Annotated in this window: 13 protein-coding genes; 4 read left to right on the top strand and 9 right to left on the bottom strand. The window is 58.7% G+C overall.

Going from position 1 to position 15,799, the window contains the following annotated elements; all coding sequences use genetic code 11:
• Positions 1-8: 8 nt before the first annotated feature.
• The 4 genes from CJF39_RS00065 to betI all read right to left on the bottom strand — a co-directional run bounded on the left by CJF39_RS00065 (position 9) and on the right by betI (position 4,883).
• On the bottom strand, positions 9-704 hold the full coding sequence (locus CJF39_RS00065) for an RraA family protein (RefSeq protein ID WP_047278180.1): 696 nt from the start codon (positions 702-704) through the stop codon (positions 9-11).
• Positions 705-888: 184 nt separating this feature from the next.
• Positions 889-2,592 carry a choline dehydrogenase gene (gene betA, locus CJF39_RS00060; protein ID WP_094991586.1) on the bottom strand — a complete coding sequence of 568 codons (1,704 nt, stop codon included), beginning with the start codon at positions 2,590-2,592 and terminating at the stop codon, positions 889-891.
• A 116-nt stretch (positions 2,593-2,708) separates the two neighbouring features.
• On the bottom strand, positions 2,709-4,181 hold the full coding sequence (betB, locus tag CJF39_RS00055; RefSeq protein WP_094991585.1) for a betaine-aldehyde dehydrogenase: 1,473 nt from the start codon (positions 4,179-4,181) through the stop codon (positions 2,709-2,711).
• Between the two features lie 108 nt (positions 4,182-4,289).
• Positions 4,290-4,883: a transcriptional regulator BetI gene (gene betI / locus CJF39_RS00050; RefSeq protein ID WP_094991584.1), complete on the bottom strand. Its 594-nt coding sequence runs from the start codon at positions 4,881-4,883 to the stop codon at positions 4,290-4,292.
• A gap of 478 nt (positions 4,884-5,361) precedes the next feature.
• On the opposite strand from betI, the gene CJF39_RS00045 reads away from it, so the two are divergent.
• Positions 5,362-7,317, top strand: a complete 1,956-nt coding sequence (locus CJF39_RS00045) for a BCCT family transporter (protein ID WP_249275305.1) — start codon at positions 5,362-5,364, stop codon at positions 7,315-7,317.
• Positions 7,318-7,427: 110 nt separating this feature from the next.
• Here CJF39_RS00045 and choV read toward each other — a convergent pair whose 3' ends face one another.
• From choV to CJF39_RS00030, 3 genes are all read right to left on the bottom strand, one after another.
• Complete coding sequence (gene choV, locus CJF39_RS00040) at positions 7,428-8,606, bottom strand: choline ABC transporter ATP-binding protein (RefSeq protein ID WP_094991582.1); 1,179 nt, start codon at positions 8,604-8,606, stop codon at positions 7,428-7,430.
• On the bottom strand, positions 8,603-9,448 hold the full coding sequence (gene choW, locus CJF39_RS00035) for a choline ABC transporter permease subunit (protein WP_094991581.1): 846 nt from the start codon (positions 9,446-9,448) through the stop codon (positions 8,603-8,605). The genes choV and choW overlap by 4 nt, the downstream gene beginning before the upstream one ends.
• Before the next feature lie 69 nt (positions 9,449-9,517).
• Positions 9,518-10,465, bottom strand: coding sequence for a choline ABC transporter substrate-binding protein (locus tag CJF39_RS00030; RefSeq protein WP_094991580.1), 948 nt, complete (start codon positions 10,463-10,465; stop codon positions 9,518-9,520).
• 349 nt (positions 10,466-10,814) lie between these two features.
• On the opposite strand from CJF39_RS00030, the gene CJF39_RS00025 reads away from it, so the two are divergent.
• The gene (locus CJF39_RS00025) at positions 10,815-12,191 is read left to right on the top strand and encodes an L-serine ammonia-lyase (RefSeq protein ID WP_094991579.1); all 1,377 of its coding nucleotides are present in this window, start codon (positions 10,815-10,817) and stop codon (positions 12,189-12,191) included.
• A 62-nt stretch (positions 12,192-12,253) separates the two neighbouring features.
• On the opposite strand, the gene CJF39_RS00020 is transcribed toward CJF39_RS00025, so the two are convergent.
• Entirely contained in the window at positions 12,254-12,604 is a 351-nt protein-coding gene (locus CJF39_RS00020) for a DUF6124 family protein (RefSeq protein ID WP_094991578.1), read from the bottom strand.
• Positions 12,605-13,030: 426 nt separating this feature from the next.
• On the opposite strand from CJF39_RS00020, the gene CJF39_RS00015 reads away from it, so the two are divergent.
• On the top strand, positions 13,031-14,098 hold the full coding sequence (locus CJF39_RS00015) for an RHS repeat-associated core domain-containing protein (protein WP_094991577.1): 1,068 nt from the start codon (positions 13,031-13,033) through the stop codon (positions 14,096-14,098).
• 92 nt (positions 14,099-14,190) lie between these two features.
• On the opposite strand, the gene CJF39_RS00010 is transcribed toward CJF39_RS00015, so the two are convergent.
• Positions 14,191-14,547 carry a DUF6124 family protein gene (locus CJF39_RS00010; protein WP_349290206.1) on the bottom strand — a complete coding sequence of 119 codons (357 nt, stop codon included), beginning with the start codon at positions 14,545-14,547 and terminating at the stop codon, positions 14,191-14,193.
• 421 nt (positions 14,548-14,968) lie between these two features.
• On the opposite strand from CJF39_RS00010, the gene CJF39_RS23580 reads away from it, so the two are divergent.
• Positions 14,969-15,754 carry an RHS repeat-associated core domain-containing protein gene (locus tag CJF39_RS23580; protein WP_094991576.1) on the top strand — a complete coding sequence of 262 codons (786 nt, stop codon included), beginning with the start codon at positions 14,969-14,971 and terminating at the stop codon, positions 15,752-15,754.
• Positions 15,755-15,799 lie beyond the last annotated feature (45 nt).

The raw sequence follows: 15,799 nt of genomic DNA, 5'->3' as shown, positions 1-15,799 counted from the left end.
GCAGCGCTTTAAACCGGGCAGCCCTTGGCGCGCAGGATGGCGTCGAAACGGTCAGGGTCCAGGGTGCCTTCTTCAATGGCTTTGAGCGTGGCTTGCTCACGTGCCAGCAGGTCATGGCAGCGGATCAGCAATTCAGGCAGTTCGCTGCGCGAAGCGGCAACGACACCGTCGCCATCACCGATCATCAGGTCGCCAGGCATGACCAGCATCCCGGCGCAGGAGATCGGCACGTTGATTTCGCCACCGCCGTCTGTGCTTGGGCCACGGTGCACGCCGCCAATCGCGTAGGCAGGCAATTCGCCGGTTTGCCACTCGTCCAGATCGCGCAGGGCGCCATTGATGACCACGCCGACGATGCCTGCCTTAAGGGCCATGGCCCGCATGATGCCGCCGAACACGGCGCGGGTCAGGTCAGCACTGCCGTCGATCACCAGCACATCGCCAGGACGCGCCATTTGCATGGCCTTGAGGATCATCAGGTTGTCGCCTGGACGCACGCGTACCGTCAGCGCGCTGCCCAGCATTGGGCGGTTGCCGTGGAAAGACTTGAGGCCCAGACCGCCGACATTGCGGCCCAGACAATCGCTCACGGCGGCCGCGGGAATCTTGCTGAACTCGGTCAGCCATTTTGGATCGAGAGGTTCTGCGTTTGGATTAATCAGGAAGCCGGTTGGCCATTTGCTCGAAGAGACAACATCAAACATAGAAAACCTCTTGGCCAGGCAGGTGCTGGCATGTCGTGTGGGGCGGGGGGGTGAGGCGCGAAACGAGGCATTAGAGTAGGCCTGCGTTGAGGCCGGGGCAAGCGGGGGAAGATGAAACACATGCTTGAATAAAGCCGGTCCCCGCTGGCACAGGCTGCGCCAGCGGGGACCGGTTCAGTGTTGCTTACTGCGCAGTACGGCTCACGTCACGCAGCGGCTTGCCACGCACCGGCGCGTCGCCTGCGACGTAGTAATCGGCGGTGCTGCGTGGCAACGGTTTACGACCACGGATCTTGTCAGCGATTTTCTCGGCGATCATGATCGTCGGCGCGTTCAGGTTACCGGTGGTGATCAGCGGCATGATCGACGCATCGACAACACGCAGCCCTTGCATGCCGTGCACGCGGCCTTCGCCATCTACCACAGCCATCTCGTCGGTGCCCATCTTGCACGAACACGACGGGTGGAACGCGGTTTCGGCATGCTCGCGGATAAACGTGTCAAGCTCTTCGTCCGTCTGCTTGTCGATACCGGGGCTGATTTCGCGGCCACGGTAAGCGTCCAGTGCAGGCTGCTGCATGATTTCACGGGTCAGGCGGATGCCGTCGCGGAACTCCTGCCAGTCCTGCTCGGTGGACATGTAGTTGAACAGGATGCTCGGGTACTCGCGCGGGTCCTTGGACTTCACGTTGATCCGGCCACGGCTTGGCGAGCGCATCGAGCCCATGTGTGCCTGGAAACCGTGCTCTTTCACGCCATTGCTGCCGTTGTAGTTAATCGCGACCGGCAGGAAGTGGTACTGAATGTTCGGCCATTCGAAATGTTCGCGGGTACGGATAAAACCACCGGCTTCGAACTGGTTGCTCGCGCCAATGCCTTTACCCATGAACAGCCACTCGGCGCCGATGGCCGGCTGGTTCCACCACAACAACGACGGGTACAACGAAACCGGCTGCGTGCACGCGTATTGCAGGTACAGCTCAAGGTGGTCTTGCAAGTTGCGGCCAACACCGGGCAGGTCATGCACCACCGGAATGTCGAGGCTGTTCAGCAGCTCGGCAGGGCCGACACCGGAACGTTGCAACACTGTCGGCGAACCGATGGCGCCGCTGCACAGCAGTACTTCTTTGCGTGCCTTGGCTTCAATGCGTGTATCGCTGTCGCCCACCATGTAGGACACGCCCACCGCACGCTTGCCTTCAAACAGAATTTTGTCGGTCAGGGCGTGGGTGACGATTTTCAAAGTGGAACGCTGCTTGGCCGTGTCCAGATACCCGCGGGCGGTGCTGGCGCGACGTCCGTTCGGCGTCACGGTACGGTCCATCGGGCCGAAACCTTCCTGCTGGTAGCCGTTCAAGTCCTCGGTGCGCGGGTAGCCCGCTTGTACACCGGCTTCCACCATGGCGTGGAACAGCACGTTGTTGCCCGCTTTAGGCGTGGTCACGCTCACCGGGCCGTCGCCACCGTGGTAGTCGTTCGGGCCGATGTCACGGGTTTCTGCCTTGCGGAAATACGGCAGGCAATCCAGGTAGCTCCAGTCTTCGAGGCCAGGGTTTTTCGCCCAGCCGTCGTAGTCCATCGCATTACCACGGATGTAGCACATGCCATTGATCAGCGACGAACCGCCCAACCCTTTGCCACGGCCACATTCCATGCGGCGACCGTCCATGTGCGGTTCCGGATCGGTTTCGAACGCCCAGTTGTAGCGACGGCCTTGCAGCGGGTACGCCAATGCCGCAGGCATCTGGGTACGGAAGTCGAAACGGTAGTCCGGGCCGCCTGCTTCAAGCAGCAGCACGGTGACGCCTTGGTCTTCAGTCAGACGGGTCGCCAGGGTATTACCGGCAGAGCCGGCACCAATGATGATGTAATCGAATTCTTGGGACATAAAATGCACCCTCTTTGAAATAGATAAACCGTAGTCGCTGCCGAAGGCTGCGAAGGGTTGCCAGGCAACCCGTTATGCAGAGGCCGTGGTGGCGTGCGCGCAGCCTTACGTCGGGCTTAGAACACCGAAACGTAATCGCCCAGCTCGACCTGTACCGATTTGATCTGGGTGTACTGGGCCAGCGAGCTGATGCCGTTTTCACGGCCGATGCCCGACTGCTTGTAGCCACCGACCGGCATTTTTGCGTCGGACTCGCCCCAGGCGTTGATCCAGCAAATACCGGCTTCCAGTTGATGGATCACGCGGTGAGCGCGGTTCAGGTCTTTGGTCACCAAACCGGCTGCCAGACCGAACTCAGTGTCGTTGGCGCGACGGATCACTTCGTCTTCGGTGTCGTAGGTCAGGATGCTCATCACCGGGCCGAAGATTTCTTCTTTAACGATGGTCATCTCGTCGGTGCAGTCGATGAACACGGTCGGGGCCACATAGGCGCCCTTGCCCAGCGCGCCTTCGGTCAGGCGCTCACCGCCGCACAGCAGGCGGGCGCCTTCTTCTTTGCCTTTGGCAATGTAGCCGAGCACGCTTTCCATGTGAGCAAAGCTGACCAGCGGGCCGAAGTTGGTGTTTTCGTCTTCCGGGTTGCCAATGCGGATGCGCGCAACGCGCTCCAGGATTTTGGCTTCAAACGCGGCTTTCAATGCAGTCGGTACAAACACGCGGGTGCCGTTGGTGCAGACCTGACCCGAGCTGTAGAAGTTAGCCATCATCGCGGTGTCTGCCGCGCGGTCCAGATCGGCGTCGTCAAAAATGATCAGCGGCGACTTGCCGCCCAGTTCCATGGTCACTTCCTTCAAGGAAGAGCTGGTGGCGCTGGAGGTGACTTTTTTGCCAGTGTCGGTGCCGCCGGTGAACGAGATTTTCTCGATGCGCGGGTGCTCGGTCAGCCAGGTGCCAACTTCGCGGCCGCTACCGGTCAGGACGTTGAACACACCGTCCGGCAGGCCGGCTTCGGTGAAGATTTCAGCCAGTTTCAGGGTGGTCAGCGACGTCACTTCGCTTGGCTTGAAAATCATGGCGTTGCCCGCAGCCAGTGCCGGTGCCGATTTCCACAGTGCGATCTGGATCGGGTAGTTCCACGCGCCGATACCGGCGACAACGCCCAGCGGCTCGCGACGGGTGTAAACGAACGACGTATCGCGCAGCGGGATTTGCTCGCCTTCAATCGCCGGGGCCAGGCCCGCGTAGTATTCCAGTACGTCGGCGCCGGTCACGATGTCCACGTAACGGGTTTCGGAGTACGACTTGCCGGTGTCCAGGGTTTCCAGTGCGGCCAGTTCATCGTTGCGCTCGCGCAGGATGTCCACGGCGCGACGCAGGATGCGCGAACGCTCCATAGAGGTCATGGCCGCCCAGATTTTCTGGCCTTTTTCAGCGCTGACAACGGCGCGTTCAACGTCTTCTTTGGTCGCACGCTGCACCTGGGCGAGGACTTCACCGTTGGCCGGGTTGATGGCATCGAAGGTTGCATCGCTGCTGGCGTCGGTGTAGCCGCCGTCGATGTAGAGTTTTTGCAGTTCGAAACGGGCCATAAAATCCTCGCAAGTGCATAAGTGGTTGGCGTTAATCGTGAAGCTGGATGCCATCTGACTGGGGCAACTCAACGTCACGACAGTTCAAGGGTTAAGCAGCATTGAGGCCTAACTCACCTGTTTCGCCAGTTGTAGATCCATGTATTCGTAGCAGATGCGCTGTGCCTGCTCGGTGTCGAAAGCGTCTCCCGACAGGGCACCACGCAACCATAGTCCATCGATGAGCGCCGCCAGACCGCGCGCTGCCGAGCGGGCTTCAGCCAGCGGCAACACACGACGGAACTGACAGCACAGATTGGAGTACAGGCGGTGATCGTTGATCCGCTGCAATCTGTGCAACGACGGTTGATGCATGCTGGCGGCCCAGAAGGCCAGCCAGGTTTTCATTGCCGGGCCACTGACTTGGCTGGCGTCGAAGTTGCCTTCAACGATCACCTGCAAGTGAGCCCTGGGGCTGTCGTCATCCAGCGCTTGGCGGCGCTCGGATACGTTGTCGATCAAGACGTTCATCAAGTACCGCATGGTGGCGGCAATCAGACCGTTCTTGTCTCGAAAGTAGTGGCTGATGATGCCGTTCGACACACCGGCCAAACGGGCTATCAGCGCAATGCTGGCATCCGCCATACCAACCTGATCGACGGCCTGTAACGTGGCTTCAATCAACTGCTGACGGCGTATGGGTTGCATACCGACCTTGGGCATTTTTGCTCATCTCCTTGGGCCGGCGGACAGTGCAGGAACGCTCACTGAACGACGGCCAGTCTATTTTGTTTTGATTGAACGTTCAATCAACAAAGAATACTATCTGCGACAATTCGTCGCGATTAATGCCAGTTTCCTACGCATGAATGGCGCAATTCGGCACAGCAAACATCACCGAAACCCCTGATTTTGTAGGAGTACGCTCGCTCGCGATGGTCTTGACCGATAGACGCGCCAGAGGCACAGGCGCGGCGCTCTTGAGATTTCGCCAGCCAGCGCGCTGCGACAAAGGTTGTCTTCACAGGGGCCGGTTTTTTTGCGGTGTCTTTATATCACCCGACCGTTGGTCGCTATCTAAGCGAATAGTCGGGTGGTGCGTTGCTGATAGTTCTTCTCTCGCACTGCCTGGAGCATCCGTGCAATGAGTTCTGCCTCTCTTATAAAGACCCCACCGCAAAAGGTGACGGTCAACGGTTGGGTGTTTTACACCTCCACTGCCTTGATACTGTTGTTGACTGCCATTTTGATCGCCGCCCCTGAAGATGCCGGCCGTATTTTGGGTGTCGCCCAAGAGTGGCTGTCGCGTACCTTCGGTTGGTACTACATGGTGGTGATCGCCGCTTACCTGATTTTTGTGGTCGGGCTGGCATTCTCGTCGTACGGCAAATTGAAACTGGGGACCAAGCAAGACACCCCTGATTTCAGCTATGGCGCCTGGGCCGGGATGCTGTTCTCGTCGGGTATCGGCATCTCCTTGCTGTACTTCGGCGCGTCCGAGCCGCTGGACCACTACTTCAACCCGCCCGAAGGCGTGTCGGGCAGCCACGAAGCGGCGCGTCAGGCGCTGCAACTGACATTCCTGCACTGGGGCCTGCACGGCTGGGCGATCTACGCATTGGTCGGGTTGGCCGTGGCGTACTTTGCCTACCGCCATAACCAGCCGCTGGCGTTGCGCTCGGCGTTGTACCCGTTGATGGGCGAGCGTTGGGTAAAAGGCGCTGCGGGCCACGCGGTAGACGGCTTCGGCATGTTTGTGACGCTGCTCGGTCTGGTGACCAACCTGGGCATTGGTTCGATGCAAGTGTCGTCCGGGCTGGAAAACCTGTTCGGCATGGAACACAGCAACACCAACCTGCTGATTGTCATTATCGTGATGAGCACCGTGGCCACCATCGCGGCGGTTTCCGGGGTTGAAAACGGCATCCGCCGCCTGTCCAACCTGAACATCGTGCTGTTCAGTGGCTTGCTGATTTTTGTGCTGTTGTTCGGCCCGACCCTGCACCTGCTCAACGGCTTCGTGCAGAACACCGGTGATTACCTCAACGGGTTGATCATGAAAACGTTCGACCTGTACGTGTACGCAGGCGACAACACCAAAACCGAAGGCTGGCTGGGCCTGTGGACCCTGTTCTATTGGGCGTGGTGGATTTCCTGGGCCCCATTTGTCGGCATGTTCATTGCGCGTATCTCCCGTGGCCGCACCGTGCGCGAGCTGGTGGCCGGCGTGCTGTTGATCCCGCTGGGCTTCACCCTGGCATGGCTGTCGATCTTCGGTAACTCGGCGCTGGATCTGGTGGTCAACCAGGGCGCGGTGGAACTGGGGAAAACCGCGCTGGAACAGCCGTCGATGGCGATTTACCAACTGCTTGAGCATTACCCGGCGTCGAAAATCGTGATCGGTGTGTCGATCTTTGTCGGCTTTGTGTTGTTCCTGACACCCGCCGACTCGGGCGCCGTGATGATGGCCAACCTGTCGTGCAAAGGCGGCGACGTCGACGAAGACGCCCCGCACTGGCTGCGTATCTTCTGGTCGGTGGTCATCACGCTGGTGACCATCGGCCTGTTGTTCGCCGGTAACTTTGCGGCCATGCAAACCATGGTGGTATTGGCGGGCCTGCCGTTCTCGGTGGTATTGATCCTGTTCATGTTTGGCCTGCACAAAGCGATGCGTCAGGACACTCAAATGGAACTGGAGCAGGCCGAATTGGCGGCGCGCGGACGTCGTGGTTTCTTCAGCGAGCGTTTGACCGCCCAGGAGCTGCAACCGACACAAGCCGTGGTTCAGCGCTTCATGGACAAACACGTGACGCCAGCGTTGGAAGAAGCGGCGGTGCATTTGCGCAGTCAGGGCCTGGACGTGCAGACCCTGCTGGGCAAAGCCAAGCGCTGCATGGGCGTGCGGGTTGAAATGGACGAGGGTAACCCGTTTGTTTACGAAGTCAGCCTGGACGGCTACCTGGCCGCGCCCAGTGAGTCGGAGCAGAACGCGGCGAACAATGAAGAAGTGCGCAGCCGTTACTACCGTGCCGAAGTGTATTTGCATAACGGCAGCCAGGAGTACGACCTGATGGGCTTCACGGACGAGCAAATCACCCGTGACGTGCTCGACCAGTTCGAAAGTCATCGCCAACTCCTTGGCCGGGTGTATAGCTGAGTTGAACGGCGTGCAGGGCAAGGGCGGCGCTGCTGACCCTTGCCCTCACCTGTGAACAGGCCCTGCATTTGCTCCCCCGTCCTTTAGCGCAGGGGGGCAAAGGTCCGTATCTAGCCCAGATTCTTGCCTAACAGCGCGTGATACAGCTCCGTATCCCCCAAAATCCCCACGACTTGCTGATTGTCATGCAGCACCAGTTTGTTGCCCGTCTGGTAACGAATCTGCAACGCATCACGCATGCCGATGTTACTGTCCACCAGCGTCGGGCCGCGTCCCAGACCTTCCACCGCTTGACCGTGCTGCCAGTGCTGCAAATCCAGTGACGTTGCCCCCTGGCGTACCCCCTTGATGGTGTTGCCCTGCGCCAGGTCAATCCAGGAATCATCCCCCGGATCGATGCACACCGAACCATTGACCCGTTTGCAGTTGTCCAGCGAACGCATCAGGCTGCGCCCGCACAACACATTCAACGGGTTGGTGTGGGCGACGAAGGTACGCACGTAATCATCCGCCGGGTTAAGGACGATCTCTTCGGGCTTGCTGTACTGGATGATGCGCCCGTCTTTCATGATTGCGATGCGGCTGCCCAGCTTCAGTGCTTCATCCAGGTCATGGCTGACAAACACAATGGTCTTGCTCAGCTTGCGTTGCAGCGCCAGCAGTTCGTCCTGCAAACCCTGGCGGATCAACGGGTCGAGCGCCGAAAACGGTTCATCCATCAGCAAAATGTCGGCGTCCATGGCCAGTGCGCGCGCCAGCCCGACCCGCTGCTGCATGCCGCCGCTCAGCTCATCCGGTTTTTTATTGCGCCATTGGGTCAGGCCCACCAGCTCCAGCTTTTCATCCACCAACGTGCGCCGCTCCTTTTCAGGGCGACCCTGCATCTCAAGCCCAAAACTGATGTTCTCGCGCACCGTCAGCCACGGCATCAACGCAAACTTCTGAAACACCATGGCAATCCGTTGGGTGCGCATCATCTTCAGCTCGGCCGGGCTGCACGAGGCGATGTCGATTTGCTTGCCTTCATGCTCCACGTACAAATGGCCACGGCTCACGGTGTTCAGGCCATTGATACAGCGCAGCAAGCTGGATTTCCCCGAACCGGACAGCCCCATCAACACGCAGATCTCACCCTTGTCGATGTCCAGGCTGGCCTTTTCGACGCCCACAATCTGCCCGGTTTTTTTCAGGATCTGGTCACGGGTCATCCCCTGATCCAGCAAACCCAGCGCCTCGCGCGGGTCTTTGGCGAAAATCACGTCTACGTTATCGAAGCGAATAATGCTCATGCGTCGGCTCCTTTCTTGGCGTCCGGCTGCTTGCAGATCCGGTCGAGCATGATGGCCAGCAACACAATCGCCAGCCCGGCTTCAAAGCCCAGGGCGATGTCGGCGGTGTTGAGCGCGTTGACCACCGGTTTGCCCAGGCCGTCGGCCCCGACCAGCGCGGCGATGACCACCATCGACAACGACAACATGATGCATTGCGTGATGCCTGCGGCGATGCTCGGCATGGCGTGGGGCAGTTCGATACGGGTAAGCAGTTGGCGTCGCGAGCAGCCAAAGGCTTTGCCCGCGTCGAGCAGTTCATGCGGCACATCGCGGATGCCCAGGTACGTCAGGCGGATCGGCGCCGCAATCGCGAACACAACGGTTGAAATCAGCCCCGGCACCACCCCGAGCCCAAACAGGGTCAGGGTTGGGATCAAGTAAACGAACGTAGGAACGGTCTGCATCAGATCCAGTACCGGCCGCATGAAGGTGTAAAACATGGGCTTGTGCGCCGCGAGAATCCCTAGCGGCACGCCAATGATGACGCACACAAACGTGGCGAACAGCACCTGCGCCAAGGTCTCCATAGTCTCCTGCCAATAACCGAGGTTCAGGATCAGCAGAAACGACAGCGCCACAAACACCGTCAGTGCCCATTTGCGCTGGATGACATGCGCCAGCAGGGCGATCAGCCCGATAAAGACAAAAGGGTTGAACCAGGTCAGCGCAAACGTCACGCCGTGGATCATCGTTTCCAGCGACGTCGCAATGGCATCGAAGGTGTTGGCGCCATGTTGCGTCAACCAGTCGACAAAGCCCGCAATGTACTGGCCTAAAGGGATTTTTTGATCGATCAGCATGGTAGTGAACGTCCGCATGCAGGGGGAATGGAAACGGCGCCCGGCAAACCCGCTGCCCGGCGCCCGCAGTTACGGCGCAAGGCTGGCTTTCACGGCCTCCAGACCCGGTTTGCCATCAATCGTTGTCACGCCCGCCAACCACGTATCGAGCACCTGCGGGTTCTGTTTGAGCCACGCCTTGGCGGCCACATTCGGCTTGATCTTTTCATCCAGCACCTTGCCCATCAGGGTGCTTTCCATGTCCAGGGTGAACGCCAGATTCTTCAGCAATTGACCCACATTGCTGCACTCCTCGGTGTAGCCTTTGCGCGTGTTGGTGTAGATGGTGGCCTGTCCGTAATTGGGGCCAAAGAAGTCGTCACCGCCGGTGAGGTATTTCATGTTGAAACGGGTGTTCATCGGGTGCGGTTCCCAGCCCAGAAACACCACATCAGTGCCACGGCGCTGTGCGCGGTCAACTTGCGACAGCATCCCGGCCTCACTCGACTCCACCACCTTGAACCCGGCGTCTTTGAGGCCGAACGCGTTCTTGTCGATCATGGTCTGGATCATGCGGTTGCCGTCGTTGCCGGGCTCGATCCCGTAAATCTTGCCGTCCAGCTCACGCTTGAACTTCGGCAGGTCGGCAAAGTCCTTCAATCCCTTGTTGTAGAGCGCTTCGGGGACGGCGAGGGTGTACTTGGCGTTCTCCAGATTGGCGCGCACGGTGTCCACCGTCCCGGCATCGCGGTACGGCTTGATGTCGTTCTCCATGGTCGGCATCCAGTTGCCCAAAAATACGTCCATGTTCTTGCCGTCCGCCAGCGACTTGTAGGTGACCGGCACCGAAATCATCGTGGTTTTAGTCTTGTAACCGAGTGCGTCCAGCAACGTGCTGGCAACGGCGGTGGTGACGGTGATGTCTGTCCAGCCGACATCCGAGAAGTTAACCGTAGCGCATTGCGCAGGTTCGCCAGCGTGGGTGAGGACCGGCAGACTCAACAGTGCAGCCAACAACACTGATCGGGCGTGGTTCATGGTTCGACTCCTGGCGTTCGTGGGGCGGTTTCGGTGGTGAAACCGTACGTATCAGTGGCGGTTGGGCAATGCCGGGCTGAGCGGGCATCGTGCAATCGAGTCAAGAACGATCATGTAACAGTCAAATTCAAACGCCTACAGGGTGCGTCGCATCCAGTACAGGGAGGGTCGTATCTGATGCCTGCGAGGTCGTATCTGGAAATTTATCGCCTGAAAATCGCGTGTTCAGCCTCGCGCCTGCGTTTAAAACGTCGAGGGCGCTGGCGGGCAACCGTGGGTCGCAGGTGGACGTTTTGCGCGGCGCAAGAGGGCTGATGATAGGCGCACTCATCCCCCGAGGTTTGTGCACATGGCTATCAGCGTGTTTGACCTGTTCAAGATTGGCATTGGCCCCTCCAGCTCCCACACCGTAGGGCCGATGCGGGCGGCGGCGTTGTTCGTGCAGGGGCTGCGCGAGGGCGATCACCTGCAACAGGTGCAACGCGTCGAAGTGCAGTTATACGGCTCGTTGGCTGCCACCGGGGTTGGTCATGGCAGCGACAACGCCGTCATCATGGGGCTGATGGGCGAATGGCCGGACGCTATAGACCCGACCTGCATCGCCCCGCGCATCGCGCAATTGCGGGCGGGCAACACCCTGTTGCTCAACGGCGACCTGCCGATTGCCTTTGAGTGGACGCGGGACATGCGCTTGATCGAGCAGAACCTGCCGTTCCACCCCAACGCCATGACCCTGATCGCTTATGCCCACGACGGCGAACTGCACCGCAACACTTATTATTCGGTGGGCGGCGGTTTTGTGGTGGACGCGGCGCAAGCCGCCAGCGGTCTGGCCGATGCCGACCGCAGTCAGTTGCCCTACGACTTTGACAGCGCCGTGGCGCTGCTCGACCTGTGCCGCACGCATCACCTGAGCGTCGCCGCCCTGATGATGGCCAACGAACGCACATGGCGCAGCGAAGACGAAATCCGCTGCGGGCTGCTGACCCTCTGGCGCGCGATGCAAGACTGCGTCGAACAGGGCCTGACCCACGAAGGCATCCTGCCCGGCGGATTAAACGTGCGCCGACGCGCTGCGCGTTTACACCGCAGCTTGCTGGAGTTGGGCAAACCCAACGTCATCGGCTCAACCCTCAGCGCCATGGAATGGGTCAACCTGTTTGCACTGGCCGTCAACGAAGAGAACGCCGCAGGCGGGCGCATGGTCACGGCGCCCACCAATGGCGCGGCGGGCATCATCCCGGCGGTGCTGCATTACTTCATGAAATTCAGCGACGAGGTCAGCGAAGCCAACGTCGTCGACTATCTATTAAGCGCGGCGGCGATAGGCATTTTGTGCAAAAAGAATGCCTCGATCTCTGGCGCCGAAGTGGGGTGCCAAGGTGAAGTCGGCTCGGCCTGCGCCATGGCAGCGGCGGGGCTGGCTCAGATCCTCGGCGCGACGCCTGAGCAACTGTGCAATGCCGCTGAAATCGGCCTGGAACATAACCTGGGCCTGACCTGCGACCCGGTGGGCGGGCTGGTGCAAGTGCCGTGCATCGAGCGCAATGCCATTGCGGCGGTCAAAGCCATCAACGCGGCGCAAATGGCCCTGCGCGGGGATGGCCAGCACTTTATCTCGCTGGACCGGGTCATTCGCACCATGCGCGACACCGGCGCCGACATGCATGACAAATACAAAGAAACCTCACGCGGCGGGCTGGCGGTGAGTGCCGTGGAGTGCTGAATGCCCCGGCGGCGCGGCCAAGGACGGTTTGACGCGCCTGTCGCCAAGCAGGCGCGTGCGGCTTAGTGCGTCACCAGACAATCCAGCGATTTATCGACATACGCTCTGGCCAGCTCCGCCAGGTGCACGATCGACAACACCACATCGCGCTGTGCCCCGTTCAAACCATTCCCCGCCTCGCTCGCCGTTGCCCCCATGCAGCGCAACAAGTCTGACGCCTGGGCCAAAGCCGCTTCTAAATTGACGCTGGACGGGATGGCATACGTGGAACTGCCCGCACTGCGAGCAGGCTTATGGTCGGTGAGGTAGTAGTCAAGCGCGCGATTGGCGGCCGCACGGTCCAGTGACTCGGGCGTGCACTGAGCTGCATCCTGCAGGGTGAAAGAGGGAGGGTCGGGAACATTTTTTTTCATGAACAACTCCGTGTGCATCAGTGGAGCTGTCACCGTTCGCTACTAAACGATGGGGTGGCAGCCGTACGCAGGTTAGTAGACCGGAGCACACGGAAACCGGCGCGCCCGAAGGCGCCCTGCGCACGGCCACCATAAAGCGGAGGCTGAAAAAAAGCGCCTCGCGGAGGTGGCGCATTGCGCCGTGTGTTATTCGGGCTACTAAACCCGGTCGCTGATTAGGCAGCGACCGGGCGAGACTAGACCCCGAATGTGAGCGGCGCAAGCGAGCGGGATTTTCTCGGAAGTTTCTTCGGATTGAAAGGGAGACGTCGTACGAATCGCCTGATTTCACCCGCCAGTCACCCCCGCCAACCTGTCAACGTTGCCAGTAGTCAACGTGGGCGAGCGAGCGCAAGCTGATTGTCTCCCTGCGCCGAGCCTAAGCCCATGGCAACCTACCCTTACCACTACGACCCCCTTGATCGCCTGATCCAAACGGCGGGTATTCAACGCTTCTACAATCAATCGCGAATGACGACGGAGATTAAGGGCACGCAGAGTTATAGCGTGTTCCAACAGGACGGGCGGTTACTGGCTCAACAGCGACGTGACCGTACGAAAGATGAGTGCCACTTATTGGGCACGGATTTACAGCAATCGGTGTTGCACGCAGTGGGTGCCGATAAACATCACTCGATGGCTTATAACGCTTACGGCCATCGTCCGGTAGAAAATGGCTTGATTAGTTTATTGGGGTTTAATGGTGAGCGTGCTGATCCCGTGACCGGGCATTATTTATTGGGTAATGGGTATCGGGCCTTTAATCCGGTATTGATGCGGTTTAATAGCCCCGACAGCATGAGTCCGTTTGGAAAAGGATGGGGTAATTCATACGCTTATTGCAAAGGCAATCCAGTTCTTCACATTGATCCAACCGGTCATTTTTTAATAGCTCTAGTCACCGCCACAGCGAGACGATTGGGTAGAAACCTCGGAAGATTTTTAGATCGTCACGTAGATGACTATTTGAGAGTCGCCCCGAGGATAATACAAGTGGTAGGCGCATCACTGGTTGGCGCCGGGCTAACAATGAGTGGTCGACAAGCCTCCATTGCGCTGTCGTTTGGTACTGCGTTTGTCTCAATCGGAGGTGCTCTGGAACACAGCATCGCCCGCCTCGCGAGTGGACTGGATGAGGTAAGACTTGCCATAGCGGCAAGGCAGCGAGCTGCCAATATCATTTCGGAGCAAGGTGTTGCGTTTCTCCAGACTCGAGTGGCTGAATTGGAAGGTGTTCTGGCCCGCAGCCATAGGGTAGCGAGAGAAAATCACGACGACTTAACACGAGCCTACGAAACAATCGACGCACAGCGGATGCAGATTACACAACTACAAGCACGAGAAGCACAAGTCACGGGTGCCCCTCCTCCCTATACGGCCACGCGCTACCCTCTTGAACCGCCACCTCCCTACACTCCCGGCATTGCAACTCGTATTCGTAGATCGTCTACTTAAATTGATTGCAGTCTCTCAGCTGTTTTTTGATTCGGTCGTGGTTCGAAGATCACGTTATTTAACGCGCCTGTCGCCAAGCAGGCGCGTGCGGCTTAGTGCGTCACCAGGCTGTCCAGCGATTTATCGACATACGCCTTGGCCAGCTCCGCCAGGTGCACAATCGACAGCACCACATCGCGCTGCGCCCCGTGCAAACCATTCCCCGCCTCGTTCGCCGTTGCCCCCATGCAGCGCAACAAGTCTGACGCTTGGGCCAAAGCCGCTTCTAAATTGACGCTGTTGGGGATGGCATACGTGCAACTGCCCGCAATACGAACAGGCCGATGGTCGGTGAGGTAGTAGTCGAGCGCGCGATTGGCGGCCGCACGGTCCAATGACTCGGGCGTGCACCCAGCCGCATCCGGCAGGGTAAAAGCGGGCGGATCGGGAACAATTTTTTTAATGAACAACTCCAAACTCATTAAGGGAGCTGCCGTCCGTCGCTACTAAACGAATGGGTGGCAGCCGTACGCAGGTTAGTAGACCGGTGAGTTCGGAAACCGGCGCGCCCGAAGGCGCCCTGCGCATGGCCACCATAAAGCGGAGGCCGAAAAAAGCGCCTCATTCAGGTGGCGCCTTGCGCCAAACTCATACATCGGGCTACTAAACCCGGTCGCTGATTTGGCTGCGACGGGGCGAGACTAGACCCCGAATGTGAGCGGCGCAAGCGAGCGGGATTTTCTCGGAAGTTTCCTCGGAATGAAAGGGAGGCGTCGTACGAATCGCCTGATTTCACCCGCCAGTTACCCCCGCCAACCTGTCAACGTTGCCAGTGGTTACCGTGCGCGATCGAGCGCACTCTAACGGTATTCCTGCACCGAGTCTTAGCCAATGGCTACGTTTCATTACCACTACGACCCCCTTGATCGCCTGATCCAAACGGCGGGTATTCAACGCTTCTACAATCAATCGCGAATGACGACGGAGATTGAGGGCACGCAGCGTTATAGCGTGTTCCAACAGGACGGTCAGTTATTGGCGCAACGGCGACGTGACAGTACGAGCGATGAATGCAGCTTAGTGGGCACGGATTTACAACAGTCGGTGTTGCACGTTATGGGGGCCGATAAACGCCACGTCATTGCGTATAACCCTTACGGCCATCGCCCAGTAGAGAATGGCTTAATCAGTTTATTAGGGTTTAATGGCGAGCGTGCTGACCCCGTGACCGTGCATTATTTATTGGGTAATGGGTATCGGGCGTTTAACCCGGTATTGATGCGCTTCAATAGCCCGGACAGTTGGAGCCCATTTGGACGAGGCGGGATTAATGCCTATGTTTATTGCTTGAATGACCCCATTAATCGGCGTGATACAGATGGCCGTGTGTCATTCAAAATTGTGGTATTGCTGGTCAAAGCCGCTGGACGTTTTAGAAGACGGTTGAGTCCTGTACGCCAATTAGTTAAGCCATCGCTTGAAAATTTACCTGATGTGCCGATGAAAAAAATTCTCAGTATGCTCTCCGGAACAACACTCTCTGATCTCTCCATTGCCTCTAAAACAATGCACGCCAGAGTTGCTGCGAATCAATCTGTGTTAAGGGGTGTAAGCTCTTTAGAGCGGCTGAGGAATATTTCGCTAGGGAATCTCCGAACAAGTTTTCAAATGTGCTGAAATACGCCTGACCACCTGATCCGAGCCGCCTATGAGCCAGATGAG

The sequence above is a fragment of the Pseudomonas lundensis genome (assembly GCF_002269125.1).
In the GTDB taxonomy this organism is placed as follows: Bacteria; Pseudomonadota; Gammaproteobacteria; order Pseudomonadales; family Pseudomonadaceae; genus Aquipseudomonas; species Aquipseudomonas lundensis_A.
This window is presented reverse-complemented; position numbering and strand designations above follow the sequence as displayed.